Below are 22,827 nucleotides of genomic sequence, written 5' to 3'. Positions count from 1 at the left end.
CGCGTTGCCCGCCCGATCTCGCTTCATGCAAGGGAGCCGAAGATCAAAACCCGTCGGGGGCGTAGCCCCGACCTACGCCTCGCGATACGCGTGGCGCAGCAGTTCGTGGAAGTGGTGCACACCGGATTCGCGCAGCGGGTTGAGGCGCCCGGCAACGTACGAGCCCGAAGCCAGCCCGCGCTGCACGTCCTCGCAGATGGCGATGTCCTCGTGCTGCACGTCGTCGCTGAATTCGCGGTCCGCATCGCGCCGCGCGCGCGCCTCTCCCGAATCGTCCAGCGGATAGTAGAAATCGAATTCGACCCGGCAGCGGTCGACGCCCAGCGGCACCACGCGATTGGTCTGCAGCCGGCCCGGCAGGATGTTGAGCATGGTGTTCGGCCACAGCCAGTAGTACAGCGCGTCGCCATTGCCGTACAGGCTGCCGTCGCTTTCCAGCGGGCTCCACTGCAGCGAATGCAGGCCGGACAGCTCGGTCACGTAGCTGCGGTAGTCGAGGATCCGGTTGAGCGCCGGATGCACGTGCGGCAGGTGGTAGCCCTCGAGGTAGTTGTCGACGTAGGCCTTCCAGTTGCAGGCGATGTCGTAGCCGACGCGCTGGTGGTGGCCGTATCCGGCCAGGTCGCGGCCGGTGCCGAGCCGCGCGTCGATGCCTGCGACCAGTGCGTCGAACGGCGGCGGATGGTCGCCGCTGCAGGCGAATACCAGCCCCTGCCAGACATGCGAGCGCAATTGCGGCAGCCGGATCGAGGCGACATCGAAGTCTTCGGCGCCGCCCATCTCCGGCGCCGATTTCAGCGCCCCGTCGAGCGCGTAGGTCCAGCCGTGGTAGCGGCAGCGCAGCGATTTCGCCGCCAGCCCGTCGCACTGCGCGATCGGCCCGGCGCGGTGGCGGCAGACGTTGTGCAGTACGCGGATTTCGCCGTCCGCACCGCGCACGGCAATCACCGGCAGGCCGGACAGGTCGGCGACGACGTGGTCGCCGGTATCGCGAAGCTGGCTGACATGCGCGACCAGTTGCCAGCCGCGGTCGAACACGGCGCGGCGGTCGAGCGCCGCCATCGCCGGTTCGCAGTAGAACCGCGCGGGCAGGGCGGTGGCGCGGCCGGGCGGCTGGGTGGCGAGATCGGGATCGGAAGGGGCGGCATCCATGGCGGAAGTATGCCGCGGCGCGGGGAAATCTAGGCCCCGCCGATCCTATGCAGGTAAACCAGCCTGCCACCCAGCCACCCGGTCGCGCCGAGGCACAGGAAGCCCGCGACGCTGGTCGCCAGCGCCGGCCACGCCGGGGCGACCAGGGTGGTGCCCTGCAGCCGCAGCACCAGGCTGGCGGCGTAGAGCATCCAGGCGGCCATCGCCAGCAGCATGTGCCGGCGGGCATCGGCGAGCCCCGGGTGGTCTTCCCCGATGCGCGCGAACTCGTACAGCCCTGCCGCCATAGCCGCCAGCGCGGTGACCGTGCCGATCGCCAGCAGCACGCCGGCCAGCCACCACGCCGACTGGCCGAGCCAGAGGCTGGCGAGGTCGGCGATGGTCGCCAGCGACCAGCAGGCCAATGGGAAATGCACCAGCGCCGGGTGCAGGGGATGGCGGGCGGTGTTCATCGCGCGCTCGGATGCCAGCCGTTCCGGCTAGATCGCCAGCGCGGCGCTGAGCAGGGTCAGGAAGCCGACCACCGCCACGCCCGCGTGCACGAACACCACTGCCTTCGGCGCGACCTGCTTGCGCAGGTGCAGCGAGGCCAGGTAGAAGCCGCCGAGCGCGGCGAGCACCAGGATCCCCAGCGCGGCGGTGACGCGACCGGCGCCCTGGCCCTGCAGCACGGTGACGATCAGCAGCACCAGGCCGGTGGCGCCGAGCAGGGCATGGAGGATGGAAATCGCCCACGGCGCGAGCTTGCCGCGCAGCACGCTGGAAGCCAGCACGAGGCCGCCGAGCGCGGCGACGGCGAAAACTGCGAGTGCATAGATGATCATGTGCGGTCCCTTTTGGTCGGTTGGATGCGTGGTGCCCCGCAGGAGCGGTCCATGGCCGCGAGCTTTGTTGATCTGCCTGGAAAGCAGGATCCCGCGGCCATGGGCCGCTCCTACGGCTTGTCTTGCGGCATGGCGGGCGGCATGCGGTCGACCCGCGCCAGCACCGCCTCGGTCATGCGTGCGCAGCGCGGGCCGAGGAACGGAAATGCTTCGCCCAGCGTGGCCTCCAGCGAATCGTGCAGCGCGCTTCGCAGCAGCCGGCGCGCGCGATACAGGCGGGTCTTGACGGTTTCCGGGCGGATATCGAGCGTGGTCGCGGTTTCCTCGACCGAACAGCCCTCGACCTCGCGCATGATGAAAACGATGCGGAACGCCTCCGGCAGTTCGTCGATGGCACGTTCGATCAGCCCGCGGATCTGCGTCCGCGCCGCGGCTGCCGCGGGGTCTTCGCTGCCGAAGCGCGAGGGAAATGCGATCACGCGCGTGTCCTCCTGCGGCGTGGCCTCGAACGTGGCGATGTCGACGCTGGGACGGCGCTGGCGCAGGCGGCCGTTTGCTTCGTTGAGCACGATGCGCGTCAGCCAGGTCGACAGCGACGCCTCGCCACGGAACGTCGAGAGCTTCGCGAACGCGTGCGTATAGGCCTCCTGCACCACGTCCTCGGCCTCGGCATCGTCGCGGACGACGGCACGGGCCACGCGGAACAGGCGCTGGTTGCAGCGCTGCATGAGGTGGCGAAAGGCCTCGCGCCGGCCCTGCTGGGCAAACGCGACCAGCTCCGCGTCGGGCAACGTGGCCCAGGCGACGGATTCGGCAGTGGCGGGCAGGCGATGCATGGCAACTCCTCGTGTCACCGATCGGATGCAGCAGTGCGGGAAAGGTTCCCGCGTGGGCTGCCTCGCTCCCGGGGACGGGTGGCCGCCGCAGGCGTGCTGCGCGCGGGCAGGCGGCCGTCGGGATGCCCGGCGGTGGCGCGCAGGACAGTTCGGCTCGCGTGCAATATCGCGAGTATGCGCGCGCGCCGGCTTGGACCGGCGCGCGCATTGGAACTGCGAATACGCGGACCGCACATACGAAAAGCCCTTCCCCCCGCACGAGGGGGAAGGGCCTGGGCGTATCGGGCGCGTGGCTCCTCGCCTGGCGCCGGGGCGCCGATGGGGAGTCGGCGCGCTCCCGTCAGGAGGCGGTGCCCGGCTTGCCTTCGGCGGCGGCGGCCTGCGGCGCCGGTACCTGCCAGCCGCAGGACTGGCCTTCGTTCTGCTGCTTCAGCCACTCCTGCAGCGGGCTGAAGTACTCGAGCACGGCCGAGCCGTCAATCTGCTCGCTGCCGGTCAACTCCTTCATCGTCTTCTGCCACGGCTGGCTGGAGCCCTTGTCCAGCATCGACCAGAACTTCTGCCCGGCGACCTTGTTGCCGTAGAAGCTGCATTCGTACAGCGGGCCCTTGTAGCCGGCCGCGTCGCACAGCGACTTGTAGAACTGGAACTGCAGGATGTGCGAAAGGAAGTAGCGCGTGTACGGGGTGTTGCCCGGCACGTGGTACTTCGCGCCCGGGTCGAAGTATTCCTCGCCGCGCGCTTCCACCGGCGCCACGCCCTGGTACTTGGCCTTGAGCTGCCACCAGGCCTTGTTGTATTCGGTGGGCTTGATCGAGCCGTCGAACACGCCCCAGCGCCAGCGGTCGATCATCAGCCCGAACGGCAGGAACGCCACCTTCGCCAGCGCCATGCGCATCTGCGAGTTGATCAGCGCGTCGTGGCCCTGCTGCTGCTCGCCGACCAGGCCGATCGAGTGCAGGTATTCCGGCGTCATCGCCAGCACGATGGTGTCGCCGATCGCCTCGTGGAAGCCGTCGTTGGCGCCGGCCTGGAACAGCGGCGGCTGCTTGTTGTAGGCCAGGTCGTAGTACAGGTGGCCGAGCTCGTGGTAGATCGTGGTGAAGTCTTCCTCGTTTGGCTTGATGCACATCTTGGTGCGCACGTCGCCGGTCATGTTCATGTCCCAGGCGCTGGCGTGGCAGACCACGTCGCGGTCGCGCGGCTTGATGAACTGCGAGTTGTCCCAGTAGCTCGCCGGCAGCTTGGGCATGCCCAGCGAGACGTAGAAGTCCTGCGCGCGCTCGGTCATCTTTTTCGCCATCTCGAGCTGCGCCGCGTGCACGACCTCGGCGCGGCCGTCGGTATCGAGCATCACGTTCTGCTTGACCAGCAACTCGTTGAGGCCGGCTTCGTACTGCTTCTTCAGCGCACCGCTGATGTCGAGGCTGCCGGCATCCGGATACGGTTCCAGCAGGTCCCACAGGTTGCTCCAGTCCTGCTGCCACATGTTGCCCATCAGGTGCGCGGGCAGCAGGCCGTCGACCGAGCCTTCGCCCGGATACTTCGATTCCAGCCGGGTGCGCGCGTAGCAGTGCAGCTGGTCGTACAGCGGCTTGACCTGGCTCCACAGGCGATCGGTTTCCGGGCCGATCTGGGTCGGCGGCATGTCGTAGCCCGAGCGCCACAGTTCGCCGGCGTCAGCGTAGCCCATGTCGCGAGCGCCCTCGTTGACCAGTTCGACGAAGCGCTCGTACTCGCCGCGCATCGGCTTGGCGATCGAATGCCAGCCGCGCCAGGCGTCGAGCTGGTCGTCGTAGTCGCGGTCGTTGCGCAGCACGTCCTCGAGTTCGCCAAGCTGGCGGCAGTCCTGGGCGTCGCCTTCGCCCTTGCAGTAGGTGCCGGCGCCGTACATGCCCTCCATGTCGGTGGCGATGCGGGTCAGTTCGGCCAGCTTTTCCGGGTCCTGCGGCGGCGGCATCGAGGTGCCCAGCTTGAGCAGGTTGATCGCGCGCGCGGTCTGCGGCGACATGTCCTTGCCCTCGAAGCGCTTGGCCTGTTCGAGCCAGCTGTTGAGCTGGGTCAGGAAGCGTTCGTTGGACTTGGCGGCGATCAGCTTGCTGTCGTCGGTGATGTAGGTGTTGGAGATCCACTGCGCCGCCGTGATCTCCGGGTACATCGCCTTGAGTTCGTGGTTGACGCGCTCGATGAACTGGTCGGCGGTCTCGTCCTTCGGGATCGCGGCGTCGGGCGAGGGTTCGCGCTTGCAGGCCGAAAGCGTCAGTACGCCGGCGATGGACAGGGCGAGCAGGAGGTGTCGATAGGTCACGGAATTCCCCGGAGCCGTGGCAGGAAGGCTGCAGGCTAGTGGGTGGCCGCCCGGGTCGCAAGCTTCGGCGCCCGGCAGCGCGTTTCAGCGCCGGAAGCCCAGCACCAGGACGCCCGCGCCGACCAGTGCGATCCCGAGCCATTCGCGCGGGCTGGGCCGCTCGTGCAGGAAAGCGAACGCGAACACCGCCACCAGCACCACGCTGAGCTTGTCCACCGGCGCAACCTGCGACGCATTGCCCAACTGCAGCGCGCGGAAGTAGCACACCCAGGATGCGCCGGTGGCCAGTGCGGACAGCACCAGGAACCACAGCGTGGAAGGCGGCAGGACCAGCGGGTTGGACATCTTCCCGGTCATGGCGACGAACGCGGTCAGCACGAACACGATCACCACCGTGCGGATCAGCGTGGCGAAGTCGGGGTCCACGCGCTGCAGGCCAAGCTTGGCGAAGATCGCGGTGAGCGCGGCGAAGCAAGCCGACAGCAGGGCCCAGTGGAACCAGCTCGTGGTTTGGCTCATCGTGGCCTCCGGTGAAACCCGCTGCCGTGCGCGGCGTGGCCGGGATTCTCGGTGCCGTGGCGTTAACGCGACGCCACGGACACCGGCATGCCCGGCCTTCAGTGCGCGCGCTGCGCCGCCCGATGCGGGAGCGCCAATACCAGCATCGCCACCAGTCCGAGCAGCGCCGCGCTCGCGGCATAGCGGCTCACGTCCAGGCCGCCTTGCTGCAGCGGTTTGTCGAGGAAGTCACCGACCACTGCGCCCAGCGGGCGGGTGAGGACGAACGCGGCCCAGAACAGCACGGTGCGCGAGATGCCGGTCCGGAAGTACGCCAGCGCGACCAGCAGCAACAGCGAGCCGAAGACCATCGCGCTGCCGGCATAGCCGAGTCCGGCGGTGTCCGCTGTCCAGTCCCCCAGCGCGGTGCCGAGGGTCTGCGAGAACAGGATCGTCACCCAGTAGAACGACTCGGCCTTGCGTGAATCCACGCTGCCCATGTCGACCGAACCCGTGCTGCGCTTCCACAGCGCAAGCGACGCCAGCAGTGCGAGTGCAAGCAGCGTGCTTCCACCGGCGTAGCCGATGCCGAGCGAGCGGTCGACCAGGTCGGCGAGCGTGGTGCCGACCGTGGTGGATGCAATGATCGCCGCCCAGTACAGGTATGGATGGAACCGACGGGCACCGACCTGTGCCGCGACGGTGGCGACGAACAGGAGCAGGAAAATCACGCTGCCGGCCGCGTAGCCCAGCTGCATCGACATCGTGACCGCGTCGCCACCGGTTTCGCCCAGCGTTGTGACCAGCACCTTGATGATCCAGAAGCCGATGGTGACCTCGGGAACCTTCGCCAATGCGTCCTTGTTCATGGTCGTGTGTGCTCGCAGCCGCGCAGCAGGTCGAGTTTCGGCTCGTAGATGCCGGTCTGGACCTGGAACATGCCCAGGATGGTGGGGAACAGGTTGTCGTGGCTGGCGGGCTCCCCGGCGACCTGTCGCAGGCAGGCAAGGTCGAGCCGCTGCTGCTGCGCAAAGCCCGGCGAGAACCACATCACCATCGGCACGCGGGTCTGCTGGGTGGGTGCGATCGCGCGGGGCACGCCGTGCAGGAACAGGCCATTCTCGCCCAGCGACTCGCCGTGGTCGGACACGTACACCAGCGCGCTGTCGTAACCGGGTTCGTTGCGCAGCAGGTCGATCGCGCGGGCGAGGAAATGGTCGGTGTACAGCACCGCGTTGTCGTAGCTGTTGACGATCTGCTGGCGGCTGCAGTTTCCGAGCTGCTCGGTGTCGCAGGTCGGCGTGAAGCGGCGGAACGCGGGTGGATAGCGCTGGTAGTACGCCGGCCCGTGGTTGCCGAGCTGGTGCAGGACGACGATGCGGTCGCGACCGTCGGGCTTGATCCGCGCCTGCAGGCCGGACAGCAGGATTTCATCGAAGCAGCGCTTCGGGTCGCATAGCGCGGGATCGGTCGCGCGGGCCATCGATTCGAACGCCAGCCCGTCGCAGACGCGCTTGCATCCCGACTGGTTGTCGCGCCACAGCACCTGCACCCCGGCGCGCAGCAACACGTGCAGCAGCGATTGATGGCTGCGGATCCGCGCCTGGTCGTAGGCGTGGCGGCCGTAGGGCGAAAACAGGCACGGCACCGAGACCTGGGTGCTCGTACCGCAGGATTCGACGTCGGGGAAGTTGACGACGTCGTCCATGGCCGCCAGTTGCGGCGTGGTCTGGCGCAGGTAGCCGTCCAGTCCCCAGTTCTGGGCGCGCACGGTTTCCCCGAGCACGAACACCACCAGGCGCGGACGCCCGCCGTGGGGGCGAGCCACTTCGTGCGCGTCCTCGCCGATCGGCAGCAGCGGCTTCGCCGGCCCCGGCGGCGTGGCGAGCAGCACCTTGGACAGCGAGACCACGTAGTTGGTGGGCGTGACCAGGTAGCGCACTTCGCGATGGTTGCGGGCCAGTGCCGACAGGTCCTGGAACGCGAACAGCGCGCCGCCCGCGGCGAGCACCAGCATGCCGGCGAGGAACGCCAGCCGGATCCAAGCTGCGCGCAGCCATGTGCGGCTTCGCAACCGCAGTCGCCACAGGGCCGCGATTGGCAGCACGGCCAGCGCCAGCAGTGGCAGCAGCAAGCCTGACACCAGCAATTCGCTTGCTTCGTGCGGATCGGTCTCCAGCACGTTGCGGATCATGTCCGGGTCCAGGTACACCTTGTACGTCGTCATGTAATAGGCAGCGAAGGCCGTGGCCAGGAACAGCAGGGTCAACAGCGGCTTCGCGGTCCAGCGCGTCAGCACCAGTCCGAGCAGGAATGCCTGCAGCGCGACGACGAAGACGAACACCGCCACCAGCAGCCTGGCGTGGGCCTGGACGTCGGCGACGAGTGTGTGCCACAGCTCATAGTTGCAGGCGACGGCGAAGAACACGCTGGCGAGCAGCGCCAGCAGTTCGGTCGAGACTTCGGGGCGCCAGCGCAGCCAGGCCGTGCGACTGCCGGCAAGCGGCCGGACGTTTTCAGCAACGGCCATCAGGCGATCCTGTCCGTGGCGATGATGGCGCGCCGCGCGTGCGCGACGGGCCTGCGCGCGAACATCCCCCGGTGCAGCAACAGTGCGACCAGCCAGCAGATCATCAGCGTCCACAGGTCGTGCGAGGCAAAGTGGGCGCCGCGCAGCTGCTGTGAAATCCCGAACACCACGCCGGCGCCAAGCCCCACGGCCAATCCCTTCCAGCGCCATTGGCGATGCACGTCGCCAAGGAAGAAGAACAGCGCGAGCCAGGCGTAACCCGCGCTTGCATGGCCGGCGGGGAAACAGCGCCCCGGCGCGGCGTGCAGCGGCAGTGCGGCCAGCAGGTCGTGGTAACCGCGCGTGCCTCCGAAGCCGATGAGGTCCCAGGGACAATCAACGTGGGTCCACGATTTCATCCACGCCACGATGCCGGTGGACAGCAGCACCGCCAGCACCAGGTACAGCAGCGGTTTGCGCCATGCGCGCCAGGCCGGCCGGCGCCACGCCACCGCCGTGCAAGCCACGGCGCACAGCCAGGCCAGCGCGCTGAGCCGCTTGCCGCCCTGGTGGACCAGCGTGCTGGTGACCAGGTTGTCCTTCAGCGCCCAGTGCCCGCCTTCCAGCAGGTACAGGTGGCCGGCGATCCAGCGGTCGCCGCCGAGTTGCAGCAACGCGAAGTTGGCCGCCACGAAGGCTGCCAGCGGCAGCACCAGTTGCCATTGCAGCCAGGACGGCATGCCGGCCCATGCCGGCCAGATGGCATGGCCACGCCGGGAGGGCGCGGCGTTGCCGGGGAGCCCGGTACCGGACTCCGGCGCATGCGATGCGCTGGAGTCCGGCGGAAGCTGGTTGTCCAAGGAGCTGGCCCGTCCTGCCTGGGAGGATGGCTGCAATCCTGGCGATGGTGTTGTCGGAACGCGGTAGGAGCCGGGTTGACGCGGCGTTAAGTCCGCATCCCCATGCTTTTTCGACATCGGGGGTGCGATGCTGCCCAGGTGCCGTGCATTGGCACCGCCACGGAGGAATGCCGCCATGCGGCTGCTGGTCATCGAGGACAACCGCAACCTGGTTGCCAACCTGTTCGAATACTTCGAAGCACGCGGGCACGTGCTCGACGCCGCGCCCGACGGCGTTACCGGCCTGCACCTGGCCAGCACGCAGGCCTATGACGCCGTGGTGCTGGACTGGATGCTGCCGGGCCTGGACGGGCCGGAGGTGATGCGCCGCCTGCGCGAGGAGCATGGCAGGGACACGCCGGTCATCATGCTCACCGCCCGCGACGACCTGCCGGACAAGATCGCCGGCTTCCGCGCGGGTGCCGACGACTACCTGACCAAGCCGTTCGCGCTGCCGGAACTGGAGGTGCGCCTGGAGGCGCTGGCTGCGCGCGCCGGTGGCCGCAGCCGCAAGCGCGTGCTGGAAGTGGGCGACCTGCGGCTGGACCTCGCGACGCTGGAGGCGAGCCGGGCGGGCCGGCCCCTGCACCTGTTCCCGGCCTGCCGCAAGCTGCTGGAAGTGCTGATGCAGGCCAGCCCCGCGGCCGTCACCCGCGAGCGGCTCGAGTACGCGCTGTGGGGCGACGACCCGCCGGACCGCGACATGTTGCGCTCCCACGTCTACGAGCTGCGGCGCAGCGTCGACGCCCCGTTCGAGGCCAAGCTGATCCAGACCCTGCCGCGCGTCGGCTACCGCATCGCGGCCACGGTCGAAGGCGAACCGGGCGGGGCCGGCGATGCGTAGGACCGGCCTGCGCCTGCGGATCACGCTGCTGGTGGTCGTCTACATGCTGCTGCTGTCGCTGGCGGTGGTGTACCACGGCAACGTGGTCAACGAGCGCGCCGAGAGGCTGGTCTGGAGTTCACTGCTCCAGTCCGAGCTGGACCATTACCTGCGGCGTCGCGCGGAGGATCCCGGCTACCACTGGCGCGACACCGAAGACGTCGCGCTGTACGACGAACCGGGCACCGCGCCGCCGCCACGCGCGCTGGTCGGGCTGCGTCCCGGCCTGCACGATGAAGTGCGCGTCAACGGCGGCAGGCGCGTCGTGCTGGTCAGGGACATCGAGGGGCGCCGCCTCATCCTGACCCTGGACATCACCGAGTTCGAGGACGAGGAACGCCACCTCACCACGCTGATGGTGGGCTCCGCGCTCGGCGGGCTGGCATTGTCGGGCCTGCTGATCGCGTGGGGCCTGCGGCGCCTGGTGAAGCCGCTCGCCGACCTCGCCGGCGACATCGCCGCACTGCGTCCCGACCGCGGCGGCCAGCGGGTGTCGGTCGGCCGCAATGCGAGTTCGGAACTGGTGGTGATCTCCGACGCGGTCAACGACTACCTCGCGCGCAACGAGCGCTTCGTCGAGCGCGAGCGCGCCTTCATCGACAGCAGCAGCCACGAACTGCGCACGCCGATCGCGGTGATCGCGGGCGCCAGCGAACTGGCGCTCGGCCAGCCGGGCACGCCCGACGCGGTGCGCAACCAGCTCTCGCGCATCCTGCGCACCGCGCGCGGGGTGGAGCAGCTGGTCTCGCTGCTGCTGGTGCTGGCCAAGGATCCGCAGCGCCTGGCGCAGGTCAGCGATCATTTCCGCCTCGACCACCTGCTGCCGGAAATCGTCGACGACCATCGCCACCTGTCCGCCGACAAGGATCTCGAGTTCCGCATGCAGCCGTTGCCGGCCTGCGAACTCTTCGCGCCGCTGGCGATCGTGCAGGCGGCGATCGGCAACCTGCTGCGCAACGCGATCGAGAACAGCGACCGCGGCACGATCTCGATCGCGCTGCAGCCGGCGGGCGTGGTGGTGATCGAGGATCCCGGCCACGGCATGTCGCCCGAGGAGATCAGCGCCATCTACGCGAAGGTTGCGCGCGGTGGCGGCGGGCGCGACGGCGGCGGCATCGGCCTGGACCTGATCGCGCGCCTGTGCGAGCACCTGGGCTGGACGCTGGGAATCGAGCCGCGCAGTCCGCGCGGCACCCGCGTCACGCTGGATTTCGGGTCCGCACTGGCGGCCACCTGAGCGCTGGCGCAGGCCCGGGTTCGTGGGGCACGGCAACGCTGGCCAGGCAGCCCTTGTTCGTCATTCCCGCGAAGGCGGCGTTGACGCCCCTTGTCCAGCGTCGCCTTGGTGGTTCCGGCCTGTCCTGGCGGGGATCCGCAGCTGGCGGTCGGCGTCGACCAGGCCGCGCGCGATGAGCCACGCCCAGGCGGCCTCGGCGTCATGTTCGAAGTACGCCGCCGCCGAGCCGAGCCGGAACGTGTAGCCCCAGGCGTCCATGTCGGCCAGCACGCGGGCGCGACCGACCCCCGGCAGGGCATCGCCGAGCAGCGCCTGCAGCAGGCACACGGCGTCTTCTTCCTGGACCGAATCGGTGGCGTCGGTGTGCACGGCCGCGCGGCGCTCCGGCGGCAACACGATCAGGTGGCAGGCTTCGTGCAGCAGCGAATGCACCGGCGTGTCACCGCGCGCATGCACGACGCTTGCGATCACCCCGGCTTCGGAGTCGCCCCAGTAGCTGCCGGGGATTGCATCGCCGTCGGCGACGCGTTCGAGTTGCAGGTCGTAGCGGGCGAGCAGGGCGTGCGCGTCGGCAAACGCGATGTCGCGCAGCTGAAGCACTTCTTCGCCGGGCCTTGCTGCCTCATCAAGCTCGGCGCGCTGCGCCGGGCCGGACTGGGGATCAGGTTCGGTGCGGCGCATGCTCGAGTCCACTCCAGCTGGCGGGAAACCCATCCCCACCCAACCCTCCCCTTGGAGGGGAGGGCTTGTGTCAGGCGTTTGCCGGATTGGCGCCGGGCATCAGGCCGTCGCCGCGCGTCCGTCGGGCAGTGCCACGGAGATGTCGAGTACGTCGTGTTCGCCGTCCTTGACCACGTCGACCTTCACCGCGTCGACGTCGACGCTCACGTACTTGCGGATCACTTCCAGCAGCTCGCGCTGCAGCAGCGGCAGGTAGTCGGGGCCACTGCGGTTGGTGCGCTCCTGGGCGATGATGATGCGCAGGCGATCCTTGGCGATGGAGGCGGTGTTCTTCTTCACCTTCAGGAAATCAAACATGCCCATGCCTCAACCCCCGAAGATCTTGCTGAAGAAACCCTTCTTCTCCAGCTGGGTAAAGCGCATGGGCCGCTCCTCGCCCATCAACCGCGCAACCGCGTCGTCGTAGGCCTGGCCGGCCATCGACTCCATGTCCAGGATCACCGGCTCGCCCTTGTTGGAGGCGTTGAGCACGTCGCCGGACTCGGGGATCACGCCGATCGTCTGCAGGCCGAGCACTTCCTCGACGTCCTTGACCGACAGCATTTCGCCGCCATCCACGCGCTGCGGGTTGTAGCGCGTCAGCAGCAGGTAGGCCTTGATCGACTCGCCGTCCTCGGCGTGGCGGGTCTTGGAATCCAGCAGGCCCAGGATGCGGTCGGAGTCGCGCACGCTGGACACTTCCGGGTTCACCACCACCACGGCCTTGTCGGCGAAGTACATCGCCAGGAACGCGCCCTTCTCGATGCCGGCCGGGGAGTCGCAGATGATGTAGTCGAAGCCGTCGTCGGCGAGGTCCTTGAGCACCTTCTCCACGCCTTCCTTGGTCAGCGCGTCCTTGTCGCGGGTCTGAGAGGCGGCGAGCACGAACAGGTTGTCGAAGCGCTTGTCCTTGATCAGCGCCTGCCGCAGCGATGCCTCGCCCTGGGTGACGTTGACGAAGTCGTACACCACGCGGCGCTCGCAGCCCATGATCAGGTCGAGGTTGCGCAGGCCGACGTCGAAGTCGATCACCACGACCTTCTTGCCGCGGCGCGCGAGGCCGCATGCGAGGCTGGCGCTGCTGGTGGTCTTGCCCACGCCGCCCTTGCCCGAGGTGACTACGATGATTTCAGCCAAAATGCTTCTCCGTGGTTGGCCGCGTCAGTCCAGCGCGGCGATCTTGAGTTCTTCTTTTTCCAGCCACACCTGCACGGCTTTGCCATGCAGTTCCTTCGGGATGTCTTCCAGCACCTTGTAGTTGCCGGCGATGGCGACCAGTTCGGCGTGGAACGCACGACAGAAGATACGTGCCTTTTCGTCGCCCTGCGCGCCGGCCAGCGCACGGCCGCGCAGCGCGCCGTAGATGTGCACCGAGCCGTCGGCGATGACTTCGGCGCCGGCACCCACCGTGGTCAGCACGGTCAGGTCGCGGTTGTCGGCGTAGACCTGCTGGCCCGAGCGGACCGGCGTGGCCTGGATCAGGCCGGGCTGGCCGGCGGCGACGGCCGGGGCAGGGGCCTTGGCCTGCGTCTTCGCGGGAGCGGCGGAAGCCGCGACTGGTTGCGATGAGGCTGTCGGAGTCGCGGCTTCCACCGCTCCTGCAGCCGCTCCCGCAGTCGATTCGTACTGGGCGCGGAACTTGGCCAGCAGCGGCAGGCCGAGTTCGACCGCCAGCTTTTCGTTGTCGCTGCTGCCGTACGCCAGCGCCACCGGCAGCGCGCCGGCCGCGCGCAGCCCGTCGAGCAGGGCGCGGGCGGTCGTGGCGTCCGGGGTGGCGGCCAAGCCGCCGAAATCGACGATGACCGCGGCGCGGGCGAACAGCTTTGGCGCGCGCCTGACCCGGTCGGCCATCTCCGACGACAGGCGGGCCACGTCGAGCGTGCGCACGCGCAGGTTGGCGATGCCGACCTGGCCGATCTTGAGTTCGCCGGCCGGTTCGTAATCGTGGGCGGGGGAGGCCGAGGGCGCTGCCACGCTCAGGTCCCCGTCGCGCGGTGCGGCGCGGGGGCGGGTGCGCGCGGCTGGGTCAGCCACGGCACGTTGGGCAGCCGGTCGCCGTAGTGCTCGCGCACCCAGGGGTAGCTGCACAGCTCCTTGATCAGCATCGAGGCGCGGATGCCGGACGGTTCGCCGTCGCGGCCGGGCATGACGTGCTGGCCCACCTCATGGAAGCCGAAACTGCCGTGGAACACGCGCGCCGGGTCGCTGTCGTGCTCGATGAACACCTCGCAGGCCAGCTGCGGGTAGCGCAGCTCGGCATAGCTCTGCACGTCGGCGTAGAACGCGCGCCCCAGGCCGCCGCCGCGGCGGCGGCTGGCCACCACGATGCGGTCGATGTAGAAGAATCGCCCGTGGCGCTCCTGGAACCAGCGGAAGTTGCTGCTGTCATGTCCGCTGTCGGAGCCGAAACCCACCAGGAAGCCCGACAGCGTGTCGTCGCGGACGGCGACGCGGAAGTACTCGGCGGTATCGTAGAACCAGCGCAGCCTCGCGGCATCGAGGGGCAGGATGGCGGGGCCGGCGGCGTTGTTCAGGGCAAGGATGGAATCCAGCTCGTGCTCGCGCACGTCGCGGACGACGATCGACATTCCTGACTCCCTTGCTTCAAAAGTGCGGCATCGGCCGGAGATAACGAAACGGGCGCTTGGCCGCGGCCGGATTATCGCACGGCCGGCTGTCGGGGGCGACTTCCGCGGCGCCGCCGGCATGACTTCTGGACGGTCGTTTCCGGCCGCTTTCCGCCTACCATGGGGTATGTTCGCGCACCTCGACCCAACCCGCCTGCTGCGCTACGCCGGCCTGTTCACATGGGCGGTGGTCGGGCTGCCGCTGCTGCTGCTCTCGCAGCTCGCCGAGCCGGCCGAGGACGCCGCGGTGGCCGCCACGCTCGGCTGGCAGGCCTGGCTGGCCTGGGCCACGTTCGGCTTCAGCTACGCCTGGCTGACCCGCGCGCTGAGCGTGCGCCGCGGCAGCGCGTTCGACTACCTGCTGCTGGTGCTGCTGACCGGCAGCGCCATCGCCATCAGCTACTACAGCGGCAGCGGCCTGGGCAGCATCCTGCTGATGGTGGTGGCGTGCGTGCTGCCGTGGCTGCTGCCGCTGTCGGTGGGAATTGCCGTGCTCGCGCTGAGCGAGCTGGTGGTGGTGCCGGTGTACATGGGCGCGCTGGGGTTCTCGTGGTTCGAGGCGCTGATGCAGGCGGTCCTGTACGTGGGATTCGCCGGATTCGTGTTCGTCACCAGCATGGTCGCGCGGCAGCAGGCGCAGGCGCGCGACGAACAACGCCGGCTGAACGCCGAACTGCGCGCCACCCGCGCGCTGTTGGCAGAAAGCGCCCGGGTCAACGAGCGCACCCGCATCTCGCGCGAGCTGCACGACCTGCTCGGCCACCACCTCACGGCGCTGAGCCTGAACCTGGAAGTCGCCAGCCACATCACCGAGGGCAAGGCGCACGAGCACGTCGGCCAGGCCCACACCCTGGCGCGGCTGCTGCTTTCCGACGTGCGCGAGGCGGTCAGCCAGATCCGCGGCAACGACGCCATCGACATGTCCGCGACCCTGCTGCCGCTGGCCGACAACGTGCCGGGGTTGCACATCGACATGGTGATGCCCAAGCCCTTCCTGCTCGACGATCCCGAGCGCGCCCACGTGCTGCTGCGCTGCACCCAGGAAATCATCACCAACGCCGTGCGCCATGCCCAGGCGCAGGTGCTGCGGCTGCGCTACGGCTGGGACGGCGACGCGATCCGCCTGCAGGCGCGCGACGATGGCCGCGGTTCCGAGAATCCGGACGCGGGCAACGGCCTGGCCGGCATGCGCGAGCGGCTGGCGAGCTACGGTGGCGAGCTGGAAGTCGAGTCCGCGCCGGGGCAGGGCTTCACCCTGCGCCTGCGCCTGCCCCGGGGGCGGAGTCCCGCGCTTGGCAAGCCGGCGCCGCGACCGGTCAGCGCCGCATGAACATGATCGCGCCGACGTCGGCCGCGACGCCCGGGACGGCCCGTTCCGCGGCTGTCCCGCGCCTCGCGGCCGCAATGATGATAGAGGCCCGGGCACCCGCCCGGGCCGCAGCGGCCCTCGCGCGCATCTTCGGCGCGGCCGCACAGGGTGCATCCCGCACCGCGGAGGCGCCGTCATGCACGGGCCTTCCTGACTCGAAGGATTGGGAGACAACGCCATGATCCGTGTCTGTCTGGTGGACGATCAAACCCTGGTGCGGCAAGGCATCCGCTCGCTGCTGGCGCTCGACGATGGCATCGAGGTGGTGGCCGAGGCCGCCGACGGCCGGCAGGCGGTCGAGTTGGTTCCCCAGGTCAAGCCCGATGTGGTCCTGATGGACATGCGCATGCCGGTGATGTCCGGCCTGGAGGCGCTGCAAGCCTTGGCCCACCTGAACGCGCTGCCGCCGACCATCATCCTGACCACCTTCGACGACGACCAGCTGGTCCTGGCCGGCCTGAAGGCGGGCGCGAAGGGATACCTGCTCAAGGACGTGTCGCTGGAACAGCTGGTAGGCGCCATCCGCACCGTCTCCGGGGGCGGATCGCTGGTGCAGCCGGCGGTGACCCAGCGCCTGCTGTCGGGCCTGGAGCACATGCGCAACGACTTCGTCAGCCTCGACCGGCCCGATCCGCTCACCGACCGCGAGACCGAGATCCTGCGGCTGATGGCCAGCGGTTTCTCCAACAAGGAGATCGCCAATTCGCTGGGCGTGGCGGAAGGCACGATCAAGAACCACGTGTCGAACATCCTGTCCAAGCTCGGCGTCCGCGATCGCACCCGGGCCGTGCTCAAGGCCTTCGAGCTGCAGCTGGTCTGACCGGCAGGATGCCCGGCCCGGCGCAGCGCGCCGGGCGTTCGCGGCCGCGCGCGCCGGTGGCGCTCAAGCAGCGGCCGCTCGCCTTGTCCAGGCTCGGCGTCCGCGACCGCACCCGGGCCGTGCTCAAGGCCTTCGAGCTGCAGTTGGTCTGATCGACAGGATGCCCGGCCCGCCGCAGCACGGCGGGCGCTCGCGGCCATGCGAGGTCATGCCTCGCAAGCGATGGCCGCTCGCCCTGTCCAGGCTCGGCGTCCGCGATCGCACGAGAGCCGTGCTCAAGGCCTTCGAGCTGCAGCTGGTCTGACCGGCAGGATGCCCGGCCCGGCGCAGCACGGCGGGCGCTCGCGGCCACGCGAGGCGATGCCTCGCAAGTGATGGCCGCTCGCCCTGTCCAGGCTCGGCGTGCGCGACCGCACCCGGGCCGTGCTCAAGGCCTTCGAGCTGCAGTTGGTCTGACCGGCAGGATGCCCGGCCCGACGCAGCACGGCGGGCGCTCGCGGCCATGCGAGGCGATGCCTCGCAAGCGATGGCCGCTCGCCCTGTCCAGGCTCGGCGTGCGCGACCGCACCCGGGCCGTGCTCAAGGCCTTCGAGCTGCAGTTGGTCTGACCGGCAGGATGCCCGGCCCGACGCAGCACGGCGGGCGCTCGCGGCCATGCGAGGCGATGCCTCGCAAGCGATGGCCGCTCGCCCTGTCCAGGCTCGGCGTGCGCGACCGCAGCACCCGGATCGTGCTCAAGGCCTTTGAGCTGCAGTTGGTCTGGCGTGCGGGCCGCGTGCGAGCCGCCTCAGCCGCGAACTCGCCCGCTGCCATTCACCGGTGACTTTGAGCCTGGCGTGTCGCGCCCAGGCCGCCTCCGCGGCACCAGGCGAGCCAGGCCGATAATCGGTCGTGACGATGCCGCAGAGGCCGGCATTGAGTCCTTCAAGGGTTCGAGGAGCACGCTGGGCGCTGCCGAGGCAGGTTCAACGAGCCGCGGCGACGCATCCGGACGCCGCGTCGACATCTTTCCGCGGCAGGATCTCGCTCGTGACCGTTCAAATTGCTACGATTGCCCGTCTGCGCCCGGCCCGGCCGGAAATGGTCCTGGAGAACCCTGAATGACCCGTCTCATCGAGTTCCTGATTTCGTTCGCGATCGTTATTGCCCTGATGCTGATCGTGGGCCTCGTCCTGCCGTCCAGCCGTCACCTGAGCGAAAGCGTCGAAACCAACCGCAAGATGACGATCGTGTTCGACACGATCAACAGCCTGCGTCGCTTCAAGGACTGGAACCCCCTCGTGCTGCGCGCTCCGGAAGCCAAGCTCGAGCTTTCCGGCCCGGCTTCCGGCGTCGGCGCCAAGCTGAGCTGGGAATCCGACGTCAAGCAGGTCGGCGACGGCAGCTGGGAGATCGTCGAATCGGTCCCGGGCAAGAGCGTCAAGATCGCGATCGATGACCAGCGCCGCGGCCACGACAAGTTCACCGAGTTCAAGCTCACGCCCACCGGCCGCGGCGCAGTCAAGCGCAACGTCGCCATCACCCAGACCTACGACGTCGAGTACGGCTGGAACCTGCTGGGGCGCTACGCGGGTCTCTATGTCGGCCGCCACGTCGGTGACGACATGAAGCTGGGCCTCGCGCGCCTGAGCAACATGCTGGCCACCGTTCCGAACGTGGACTACGCCGTGAAGGGCAGCAAGATGCGCGGCATGGCCGAGGTGCAGCGCCCGGCCGAGGACCTGCTGGTGGTCAAGGCCGGTTCGATCGAGCGCAACAACGAGACCATCAAGAACTCGATGAAGTCCAACATGGAGTGGATCAAGCGCACGATGGAAGCCAACGGACTGGTGGCTGCCGGCCCGATGCGCATCATCTCCACCGAGCTCGGGCGCGAGAACTACACCTTCGACATTGCCCAGCCGGTGCGCAAGGCCGGTTCAGGCGACAAGAAGAACGACGACGCCAAGGACGAGAAGACCGCCAAGGCCGACGAGAAGAAGGACGAGGAAAAGCCGAAGGACGGCGAGCTGGTGTTCACCGTCGACACCCAGGCTCCGGTGACGGCTGCGGGCGAACCGCTGGACGTCAAGATCCCCGCCGGTGCGCCCGTCGAGTATGTGCAGACCAAGCCCACCCGTGCTGCAATGGCCTACTACACCGGGTTCATGGCCGAACTCGACAACGTCCGCAACGCGCTGCGCGCCTGGGCGCTGACGCAGGGCTATGAGGTCACCGATCGCCCGTACGAGATCTACAAGAACGGCATCGACAAGGCGTTCACTGCCGAAGGCGAGTACGAGGTCTACTGGACCCTCAAGTAAGCCGCCTTTGCACCATGCGTTATCCGGCACGCCGCATCCCGTGATGCGGCGTGCTGCATTCCGGGGATTGCATGATCGATTCTGAAGCCGCGCCGGGCTCCATGGCGGCGCACCGCTGGCTCACCTTTGCAGGCGGAGTGATGGCCGCCGCTTCCGTGGCGTTGTCGGCATATGCCGCCCACGCAGCGAGCGGGGCAGGGCAGGCATCGTTGCAGGCCGCCGCCGCGATCGCCTTCGGCCACGGCTTGGCCCTGGCGGCACTGTCGCGCCTGGCGCGACGCAGGCTTGCCATCATTGCGCTCGCCGCCATGGTGCTGGGCACGCTGTTGTTCTCCGGGGGTGTCTTGGTCGCGCATGTCGCGGGCGTGCCGGCGCGCACCGCGCCGTTTGGCGGATCGCTGCTCATCGTGGCCTGGCTGGCCTGGGCCATGGACGCACTTCGGAGATAGCGCGATGCCGCGATACAAGCGGGGATTCGATACGCAGGCTGCAACCGAGCACCTGGCGCGGCGTGACCGCAAGCTTGGCGCGTGGATGAAGCGCATCGGGCCGATCGCACCGGACCCGCGCTGGCGCAAGACGTTCGATCCGGTCGATGCGCTCGCGCGCGCAATCCTCTTCCAGCAGCTCAGCGGAAAGGCAGCCGCCACCATCGTCGGCCGTGTTGAAGCCGCGATCGGCAGCGACCGCTTCCACTGCGATACCCTCGGCCAGATCGATGACGCGGGTCTTCGCAGCTGTGGCGTGTCCGGCAACAAGACACGCGCACTGCGCGACCTGGCCCTGCGCGAGTCGCGTGGCGAGATCCCCGATCTGCGCAGGATGTCCACGATGCCGGAAGAGGACATCGTCGCCGCACTCGTGCCGATTCGCGGAATTGGCCGTTGGACCGTGGAGATGATGCTGATGTTCCGCCTCGGCCGAGCCGACGTGCTGCCTGTCGACGACCTCGGCATTCGCAAGGGAGCACAAGTGGTCGACCGGCACGAGGTCATGCCAACGCCGAAGGAGCTGCAGGAACGCGGCGAATGCTGGAGCCCTTATCGGACATACGCCAGCCTCTACCTGTGGCGTATCGCCGACTCCGCGACGAAGGCGGCTGCTCCGACCAATCGCTCCCAGGACTGAAGCGGGCGGCACGGATCACAACGGCGAAGCAATGCAGCACGCATGCCAGACGCTGCGCATGAAGACACCCCTGCATTAACGGCCTGACCTGAGCAGAAAGTGCTGGGTCATTACAGACCCGCGAAGCGGGTTCGGCTTGATTGAACTGTTAGGCCGCCGGTCGAGGAACCAACGCGCCCGCTGGCAGACTTTACGACAAATCCAGCCGGAGGACGCGCTTGCGCCGCGCGCGATCTGGAGTGGTGAACGGCCGCCCTGTCCGTGAGCCAGCGGCTTGTGCCGTGAACCATCGAGAGTGAGCTGACTGCGCTCCTGGCTGGAGCGACAGGCTTGCGCCGGGAACTATCAATGGCGCGGACTAGCACAAGCATTGCGCTCGCCCGAGCGGCCTAACACCGGAATTAAGCCGAGCCACGAAGTGGCTTCGGCTTGAATGACTTGTTAGATGGCAGCGGACAAATTGCCCTTTGGATGGATAAGTAAAACGAGGCGCGCGCCAAGCCACATTTGAACTGGCAAGGTGGCGATGACAAGCGCCTTGAACCATAGAGGCTGGGCGGCAAGTTCACCATTAATAGCGCTTACATCAATCACTAGAGCGATGGCAAAAAATAATGCCATGTGCAGCCAAATGCGGTGTCCAGCAACTACGCCGACGATGACGCTGCCGAACACCCCGGCTGCGAAAGTCAGTGTGAGTGAGAGAGAGCGTATAAGATCATTATCCAGTTCTCCGTAAGCGGAGGGGAAGATTAGGAGGGCTCCAGAGTGGAACAGCATGATCGCCGCCATCCCGAGCGGGAAAGAGATGATGGTGCGAACCCATGGAATGATTGCTTTCACCAGAGATCTCCCATGCCACCTAACACCTGAGTTAAGCCGCGCCGCGAAGCGGCGTCGGCTTGAATGAATTGTTAGACAGCGATTCCAAGACCTTTAAGTGGAACGGGCTTTTCGATGCCTTGAAGGGCGCCGAGCAGAAAAAGAAGTGCTCTTCTAAGATCATCGGCATCCGATCCCGTACGCTTCCAATTGGTACTAGGGTCATCAAGGGTTGAAAGGAACGCTACAAGTCGTTTCTGGGCCTCAGGGTGCTCTAGTTTGTGGGCCAAAGCATTCCGAAGTGAATTGAGTTTTTGGCAAGCGACCCAAGCAAGTGCTATCTCCTCTACGCCGGTGAGCGCGCGAGCGAACTTGAGTTTAACGGAGAATCCAATGTCCCCATCTAAGGCGGATGGGTTCTTGCAGTGACTGAGGATTAGATCTTCCAGTTGCTCCTCAACTAGCAGGTGACCTTTTAGGGTGATCAGCGTTAGGTCATCTCCTGGAGGGAGATGCTGAGCGATGCGCTGGAGTTTTGACAGATCTAGTTCAGTCATCAAGGATCTCTCAGCGCTGTCTAACGCCTGAATTAAGCCGACCCGCGAAGCGGGTTCGGCTTGAATGAATTGTTATGCACCGGCTGATGCGCTCTGGGCAACCTGCTCATAGAACTGGCCAAAATTGGATATGTAGTAGTCCACGCTTAGAACACGCTTGCCGGTTGTGTCATAGAAGTCAAGAACTTGCAGAACAGGCCGATCTTTGAAGTGTGAGATGTCGCTCCAAGGATGGAATGTCTCAGCAAGGTGTTTGTCGAAGACATGCAATCCGTCTGCGCTGGCCGCTACAGACGAGTGAATGTGCGGGATAAGTCTGGTGCCGAATGCGCCGAGACCGAGAAAGAATAGGGCCATCCCGGTGAAGATGCTTCTTGCAGCGAAACCATTTTGGTCTGTTGCCAACAGCCAGAGAGACATCGCGCCCATCAGAAAGAAGAACGGCACTCCCGTCAGTATCGCCGCCTTGGCGAAGCGGTTGTAGGAGCTCAGTGGCGTTTGATTCGTGTGCATAACACCGGAATTAAGCCGACCCGCGAAGCGGGTTCGGCTTGAATGACTAGTTATGCGGCGACTGTACCAAACTGCCGTGGCCACAACGAGCCTGCTCTTGCGGCCCGAAAGCCCGAATCTCAGGGCGCCATCCTGCGACTCGATCCGCGGGCTTTACTGAGATTGCTGAAGCGCTGACCAGGGAAGGTAGGGCGCCACCCGACGGCAGGGCAATCGGTGCCGGATCGCTTGCAAAACTGTTGACTCGCAGAGAAGCCTTGCCACACAACTAGCGATGCACCCGACGTAGCGAACCACACAGAAAAGCACTTACCGAAGCGAGCTTCTTGGCCGCATAACGCTCAAGTTAAGCCGAATTGCAGCGCGTAGCTGGCAACATGGCAAGCTCTTTCTGCCATGTTGACGGCGTAGCGATGCAATTTCGGCTTGAACGCAATGTTAGGCCACAGTCAGCAGCCATCCCCACGCTATAAATCATTGCCATCTGACCCGCGCATATTGGGTGGGAGTATTTGGTGGTGGATGGGTGTTGGATCAAACTGCTGGTTGCTCAAAACCGCATAGTTGTTGTTGTACTTCCCAACCAGGGAGATTGGATAAGAAGTTGCCCCGTGATCCAACGAAATCCGGACCTCCATATTCTGGTCCTCGAATGATTGGAGTTCACGAATCAAGTGCGCGATGGTCTTGCGTCTGGTTGTCCACTCTGGGTCTGTCATGGCTGAGGCCTAACACCTTGAAATAAGCCGACCCGCGAAGCGGGTTCGGCTTGATTGAACTGTTAGGCCGCCGGCCGAGGAACCAACGCGCCCGCTGGCAGAC

23 protein-coding genes and 4 pseudogenes are annotated in these 22,827 nt (G+C 67.1%); 10 read left to right on the top strand and 17 right to left on the bottom strand.

What is annotated here, in order from left to right:
- Positions 1 to 72: 72 nt before the first annotated feature.
- The 9 genes from H570_RS0109055 to H570_RS17010 form a co-directional block, all read right to left on the bottom strand.
- Positions 73 to 1,152, bottom strand: a complete 1,080-nt coding sequence (locus H570_RS0109055) for an aromatic ring-hydroxylating oxygenase subunit alpha (protein ID WP_027080456.1) — start codon at positions 1,150 to 1,152, stop codon at positions 73 to 75.
- Between the two features lie 29 nt (positions 1,153 to 1,181).
- Positions 1,182 to 1,604: a DUF2231 domain-containing protein gene (locus tag H570_RS0109050; RefSeq protein ID WP_027080455.1), complete on the bottom strand. Its 423-nt coding sequence runs from the start codon at positions 1,602 to 1,604 to the stop codon at positions 1,182 to 1,184.
- Positions 1,605 to 1,631: 27 nt separating this feature from the next.
- Positions 1,632 to 1,976: a hypothetical protein gene (locus tag H570_RS0109045; RefSeq protein WP_027080454.1), complete on the bottom strand. Its 345-nt coding sequence runs from the start codon at positions 1,974 to 1,976 to the stop codon at positions 1,632 to 1,634.
- A 110-nt stretch (positions 1,977 to 2,086) separates the two neighbouring features.
- Complete coding sequence (locus tag H570_RS0109040; protein WP_036135759.1) at positions 2,087 to 2,812, bottom strand: RNA polymerase sigma factor; 726 nt, start codon at positions 2,810 to 2,812, stop codon at positions 2,087 to 2,089.
- Between the two features lie 340 nt (positions 2,813 to 3,152).
- The gene (locus H570_RS0109035) at positions 3,153 to 5,120 is read right to left on the bottom strand and encodes a M2 family metallopeptidase (RefSeq protein WP_027080452.1); all 1,968 of its coding nucleotides are present in this window, start codon (positions 5,118 to 5,120) and stop codon (positions 3,153 to 3,155) included.
- 84 nt (positions 5,121 to 5,204) lie between these two features.
- Positions 5,205 to 5,639, bottom strand: coding sequence for an EamA family transporter (locus H570_RS0109030; RefSeq protein WP_027080451.1), 435 nt, complete (start codon positions 5,637 to 5,639; stop codon positions 5,205 to 5,207).
- 98 nt (positions 5,640 to 5,737) lie between these two features.
- Entirely contained in the window at positions 5,738 to 6,487 is a 750-nt protein-coding gene (locus H570_RS0109025; RefSeq protein ID WP_027080450.1) for a COG4705 family protein, read from the bottom strand.
- On the bottom strand, positions 6,484 to 8,148 hold the full coding sequence (locus H570_RS0109020; protein WP_027080449.1) for a phosphoethanolamine transferase: 1,665 nt from the start codon (positions 8,146 to 8,148) through the stop codon (positions 6,484 to 6,486). Before H570_RS0109020 ends, H570_RS0109025 begins: the two co-directional genes overlap by 4 nt.
- The gene (locus tag H570_RS17010) at positions 8,148 to 8,867 is read right to left on the bottom strand and encodes a phosphatase PAP2 family protein (protein ID WP_051176275.1); all 720 of its coding nucleotides are present in this window, start codon (positions 8,865 to 8,867) and stop codon (positions 8,148 to 8,150) included. Before H570_RS17010 ends, H570_RS0109020 begins: the two co-directional genes overlap by 1 nt.
- A gap of 295 nt (positions 8,868 to 9,162) precedes the next feature.
- On the opposite strand from H570_RS17010, the gene H570_RS0109010 reads away from it, so the two are divergent.
- Positions 9,163 to 9,870 (top strand): response regulator transcription factor, encoded by a 708-nt coding sequence (locus tag H570_RS0109010; RefSeq protein WP_027080448.1) that lies wholly within the window; start codon positions 9,163 to 9,165, stop codon positions 9,868 to 9,870.
- On the top strand, positions 9,863 to 11,146 hold the full coding sequence (locus H570_RS0109005; RefSeq protein ID WP_027080447.1) for a sensor histidine kinase: 1,284 nt from the start codon (positions 9,863 to 9,865) through the stop codon (positions 11,144 to 11,146). Before H570_RS0109010 ends, H570_RS0109005 begins: the two co-directional genes overlap by 8 nt.
- A gap of 159 nt (positions 11,147 to 11,305) precedes the next feature.
- On the opposite strand, the pseudogene H570_RS17005 reads toward H570_RS0109005, so the two are convergent.
- From H570_RS17005 to H570_RS0108980, 5 genes and pseudogenes are all read right to left on the bottom strand, one after another.
- Positions 11,306 to 11,827: pseudogene (locus H570_RS17005) on the bottom strand (hypothetical protein); the annotation flags it as partial.
- A 99-nt stretch (positions 11,828 to 11,926) separates the two neighbouring features.
- Entirely contained in the window at positions 11,927 to 12,190 is a 264-nt protein-coding gene (gene minE, locus H570_RS0108995; RefSeq protein ID WP_027080446.1) for a cell division topological specificity factor MinE, read from the bottom strand.
- A 3-nt stretch (positions 12,191 to 12,193) separates the two neighbouring features.
- Positions 12,194 to 13,003 (bottom strand): septum site-determining protein MinD, encoded by an 810-nt coding sequence (gene minD, locus H570_RS0108990; protein ID WP_027080445.1) that lies wholly within the window; start codon positions 13,001 to 13,003, stop codon positions 12,194 to 12,196.
- A gap of 24 nt (positions 13,004 to 13,027) precedes the next feature.
- Positions 13,028 to 13,840 (bottom strand): septum site-determining protein MinC, encoded by an 813-nt coding sequence (minC, locus tag H570_RS0108985; RefSeq protein ID WP_027080444.1) that lies wholly within the window; start codon positions 13,838 to 13,840, stop codon positions 13,028 to 13,030.
- Positions 13,841 to 13,842: 2 nt separating this feature from the next.
- Positions 13,843 to 14,454, bottom strand: a complete 612-nt coding sequence (locus H570_RS0108980) for a GNAT family N-acetyltransferase (protein WP_027080443.1) — start codon at positions 14,452 to 14,454, stop codon at positions 13,843 to 13,845.
- A gap of 166 nt (positions 14,455 to 14,620) precedes the next feature.
- Here H570_RS0108980 and H570_RS0108975 point away from each other — a divergent pair, with 166 nt between their 5' ends.
- The 8 genes and pseudogenes from H570_RS0108975 to H570_RS0108930 all read left to right on the top strand — a co-directional run bounded on the left by H570_RS0108975 (position 14,621) and on the right by H570_RS0108930 (position 20,113).
- A complete protein-coding gene (locus H570_RS0108975; protein ID WP_027080442.1) occupies positions 14,621 to 15,823 on the top strand; it encodes a sensor histidine kinase in 1,203 nt (400 codons plus the stop codon).
- A 217-nt stretch (positions 15,824 to 16,040) separates the two neighbouring features.
- Entirely contained in the window at positions 16,041 to 16,682 is a 642-nt protein-coding gene (locus H570_RS0108965) for a response regulator (protein WP_027080440.1), read from the top strand.
- 83 nt (positions 16,683 to 16,765) lie between these two features.
- Positions 16,766 to 16,834, top strand: a pseudogene (locus H570_RS19395) (DNA-binding response regulator); the annotation flags it as partial.
- An 83-nt stretch (positions 16,835 to 16,917) separates the two neighbouring features.
- Positions 16,918 to 16,986, top strand: a pseudogene (locus tag H570_RS19390) (DNA-binding response regulator); the annotation flags it as partial.
- Positions 16,987 to 17,069: 83 nt separating this feature from the next.
- Positions 17,070 to 17,138, top strand: a pseudogene (locus H570_RS19385) (DNA-binding response regulator); the annotation flags it as partial.
- Between the two features lie 644 nt (positions 17,139 to 17,782).
- Positions 17,783 to 18,985: a polyketide cyclase gene (locus tag H570_RS0108940; protein WP_027080436.1), complete on the top strand. Its 1,203-nt coding sequence runs from the start codon at positions 17,783 to 17,785 to the stop codon at positions 18,983 to 18,985.
- 50 nt (positions 18,986 to 19,035) lie between these two features.
- Complete coding sequence (locus tag H570_RS0108935) at positions 19,036 to 19,434, top strand: DUF423 domain-containing protein (RefSeq protein ID WP_245559581.1); 399 nt, start codon at positions 19,036 to 19,038, stop codon at positions 19,432 to 19,434.
- A 4-nt stretch (positions 19,435 to 19,438) separates the two neighbouring features.
- Positions 19,439 to 20,113, top strand: a complete 675-nt coding sequence (locus tag H570_RS0108930) for a DNA-3-methyladenine glycosylase family protein (RefSeq protein ID WP_027080434.1) — start codon at positions 19,439 to 19,441, stop codon at positions 20,111 to 20,113.
- A 441-nt stretch (positions 20,114 to 20,554) separates the two neighbouring features.
- Here H570_RS0108930 and H570_RS0108925 read toward each other — a convergent pair whose 3' ends face one another.
- The 3 genes from H570_RS0108925 to H570_RS0108920 all read right to left on the bottom strand — a co-directional run bounded on the left by H570_RS0108925 (position 20,555) and on the right by H570_RS0108920 (position 22,005).
- Complete coding sequence (locus tag H570_RS0108925) at positions 20,555 to 20,956, bottom strand: hypothetical protein (RefSeq protein ID WP_156899917.1); 402 nt, start codon at positions 20,954 to 20,956, stop codon at positions 20,555 to 20,557.
- 71 nt (positions 20,957 to 21,027) lie between these two features.
- Complete coding sequence (locus H570_RS18910; RefSeq protein WP_156899916.1) at positions 21,028 to 21,492, bottom strand: hypothetical protein; 465 nt, start codon at positions 21,490 to 21,492, stop codon at positions 21,028 to 21,030.
- A gap of 72 nt (positions 21,493 to 21,564) precedes the next feature.
- Positions 21,565 to 22,005, bottom strand: coding sequence for a hypothetical protein (locus H570_RS0108920; protein WP_027080432.1), 441 nt, complete (start codon positions 22,003 to 22,005; stop codon positions 21,565 to 21,567).
- Between the last annotated feature and the right edge of the window lie 822 nt (positions 22,006 to 22,827).

It is taken from the genome of Luteimonas mephitis DSM 12574 (genome assembly GCF_000422305.1).
Taxonomy (GTDB): Bacteria; Pseudomonadota; Gammaproteobacteria; order Xanthomonadales; family Xanthomonadaceae; genus Luteimonas; species Luteimonas mephitis.
This window is presented reverse-complemented; position numbering and strand designations above follow the sequence as displayed.

Coding starts and splice junctions, on each gene's coding strand:
- H570_RS0109055 (WP_027080456.1), bottom strand. CDS start 1,152: ATGGATGCCGCCCCTTCCGATCCCGATCTCGCCACCCAGCCGCCCGGC.
- H570_RS0109050 (WP_027080455.1), bottom strand. CDS start 1,604: ATGAACACCGCCCGCCATCCCCTGCACCCGGCGCTGGTGCATTTCCCA.
- H570_RS0109045 (WP_027080454.1), bottom strand. CDS start 1,976: ATGATCATCTATGCACTCGCAGTTTTCGCCGTCGCCGCGCTCGGCGGC.
- H570_RS0109040 (WP_036135759.1), bottom strand. CDS start 2,812: ATGCATCGCCTGCCCGCCACTGCCGAATCCGTCGCCTGGGCCACGTTG.
- H570_RS0109030 (WP_027080451.1), bottom strand. CDS start 5,639: ATGAGCCAAACCACGAGCTGGTTCCACTGGGCCCTGCTGTCGGCTTGC.
- H570_RS0109025 (WP_027080450.1), bottom strand. CDS start 6,487: ATGAACAAGGACGCATTGGCGAAGGTTCCCGAGGTCACCATCGGCTTC.
- H570_RS0109020 (WP_027080449.1), bottom strand. CDS start 8,148: ATGGCCGTTGCTGAAAACGTCCGGCCGCTTGCCGGCAGTCGCACGGCC.
- H570_RS17010 (WP_051176275.1), bottom strand. CDS start 8,867: ATGCCGTCCTGGCTGCAATGGCAACTGGTGCTGCCGCTGGCAGCCTTC.
- H570_RS0109010 (WP_027080448.1), top strand. CDS start 9,163: ATGCGGCTGCTGGTCATCGAGGACAACCGCAACCTGGTTGCCAACCTG.
- H570_RS0109005 (WP_027080447.1), top strand. CDS start 9,863: ATGCGTAGGACCGGCCTGCGCCTGCGGATCACGCTGCTGGTGGTCGTC.
- minE (WP_027080446.1), bottom strand. CDS start 12,190: ATGGGCATGTTTGATTTCCTGAAGGTGAAGAAGAACACCGCCTCCATC.
- H570_RS0108980 (WP_027080443.1), bottom strand. CDS start 14,454: ATGTCGATCGTCGTCCGCGACGTGCGCGAGCACGAGCTGGATTCCATC.
- H570_RS0108975 (WP_027080442.1), top strand. CDS start 14,621: ATGTTCGCGCACCTCGACCCAACCCGCCTGCTGCGCTACGCCGGCCTG.
- H570_RS0108965 (WP_027080440.1), top strand. CDS start 16,041: ATGATCCGTGTCTGTCTGGTGGACGATCAAACCCTGGTGCGGCAAGGC.
- H570_RS0108940 (WP_027080436.1), top strand. CDS start 17,783: ATGACCCGTCTCATCGAGTTCCTGATTTCGTTCGCGATCGTTATTGCC.
- H570_RS0108930 (WP_027080434.1), top strand. CDS start 19,439: ATGCCGCGATACAAGCGGGGATTCGATACGCAGGCTGCAACCGAGCAC.
- H570_RS18910 (WP_156899916.1), bottom strand. CDS start 21,492: ATGACTGAACTAGATCTGTCAAAACTCCAGCGCATCGCTCAGCATCTC.
- H570_RS0108920 (WP_027080432.1), bottom strand. CDS start 22,005: ATGCACACGAATCAAACGCCACTGAGCTCCTACAACCGCTTCGCCAAG.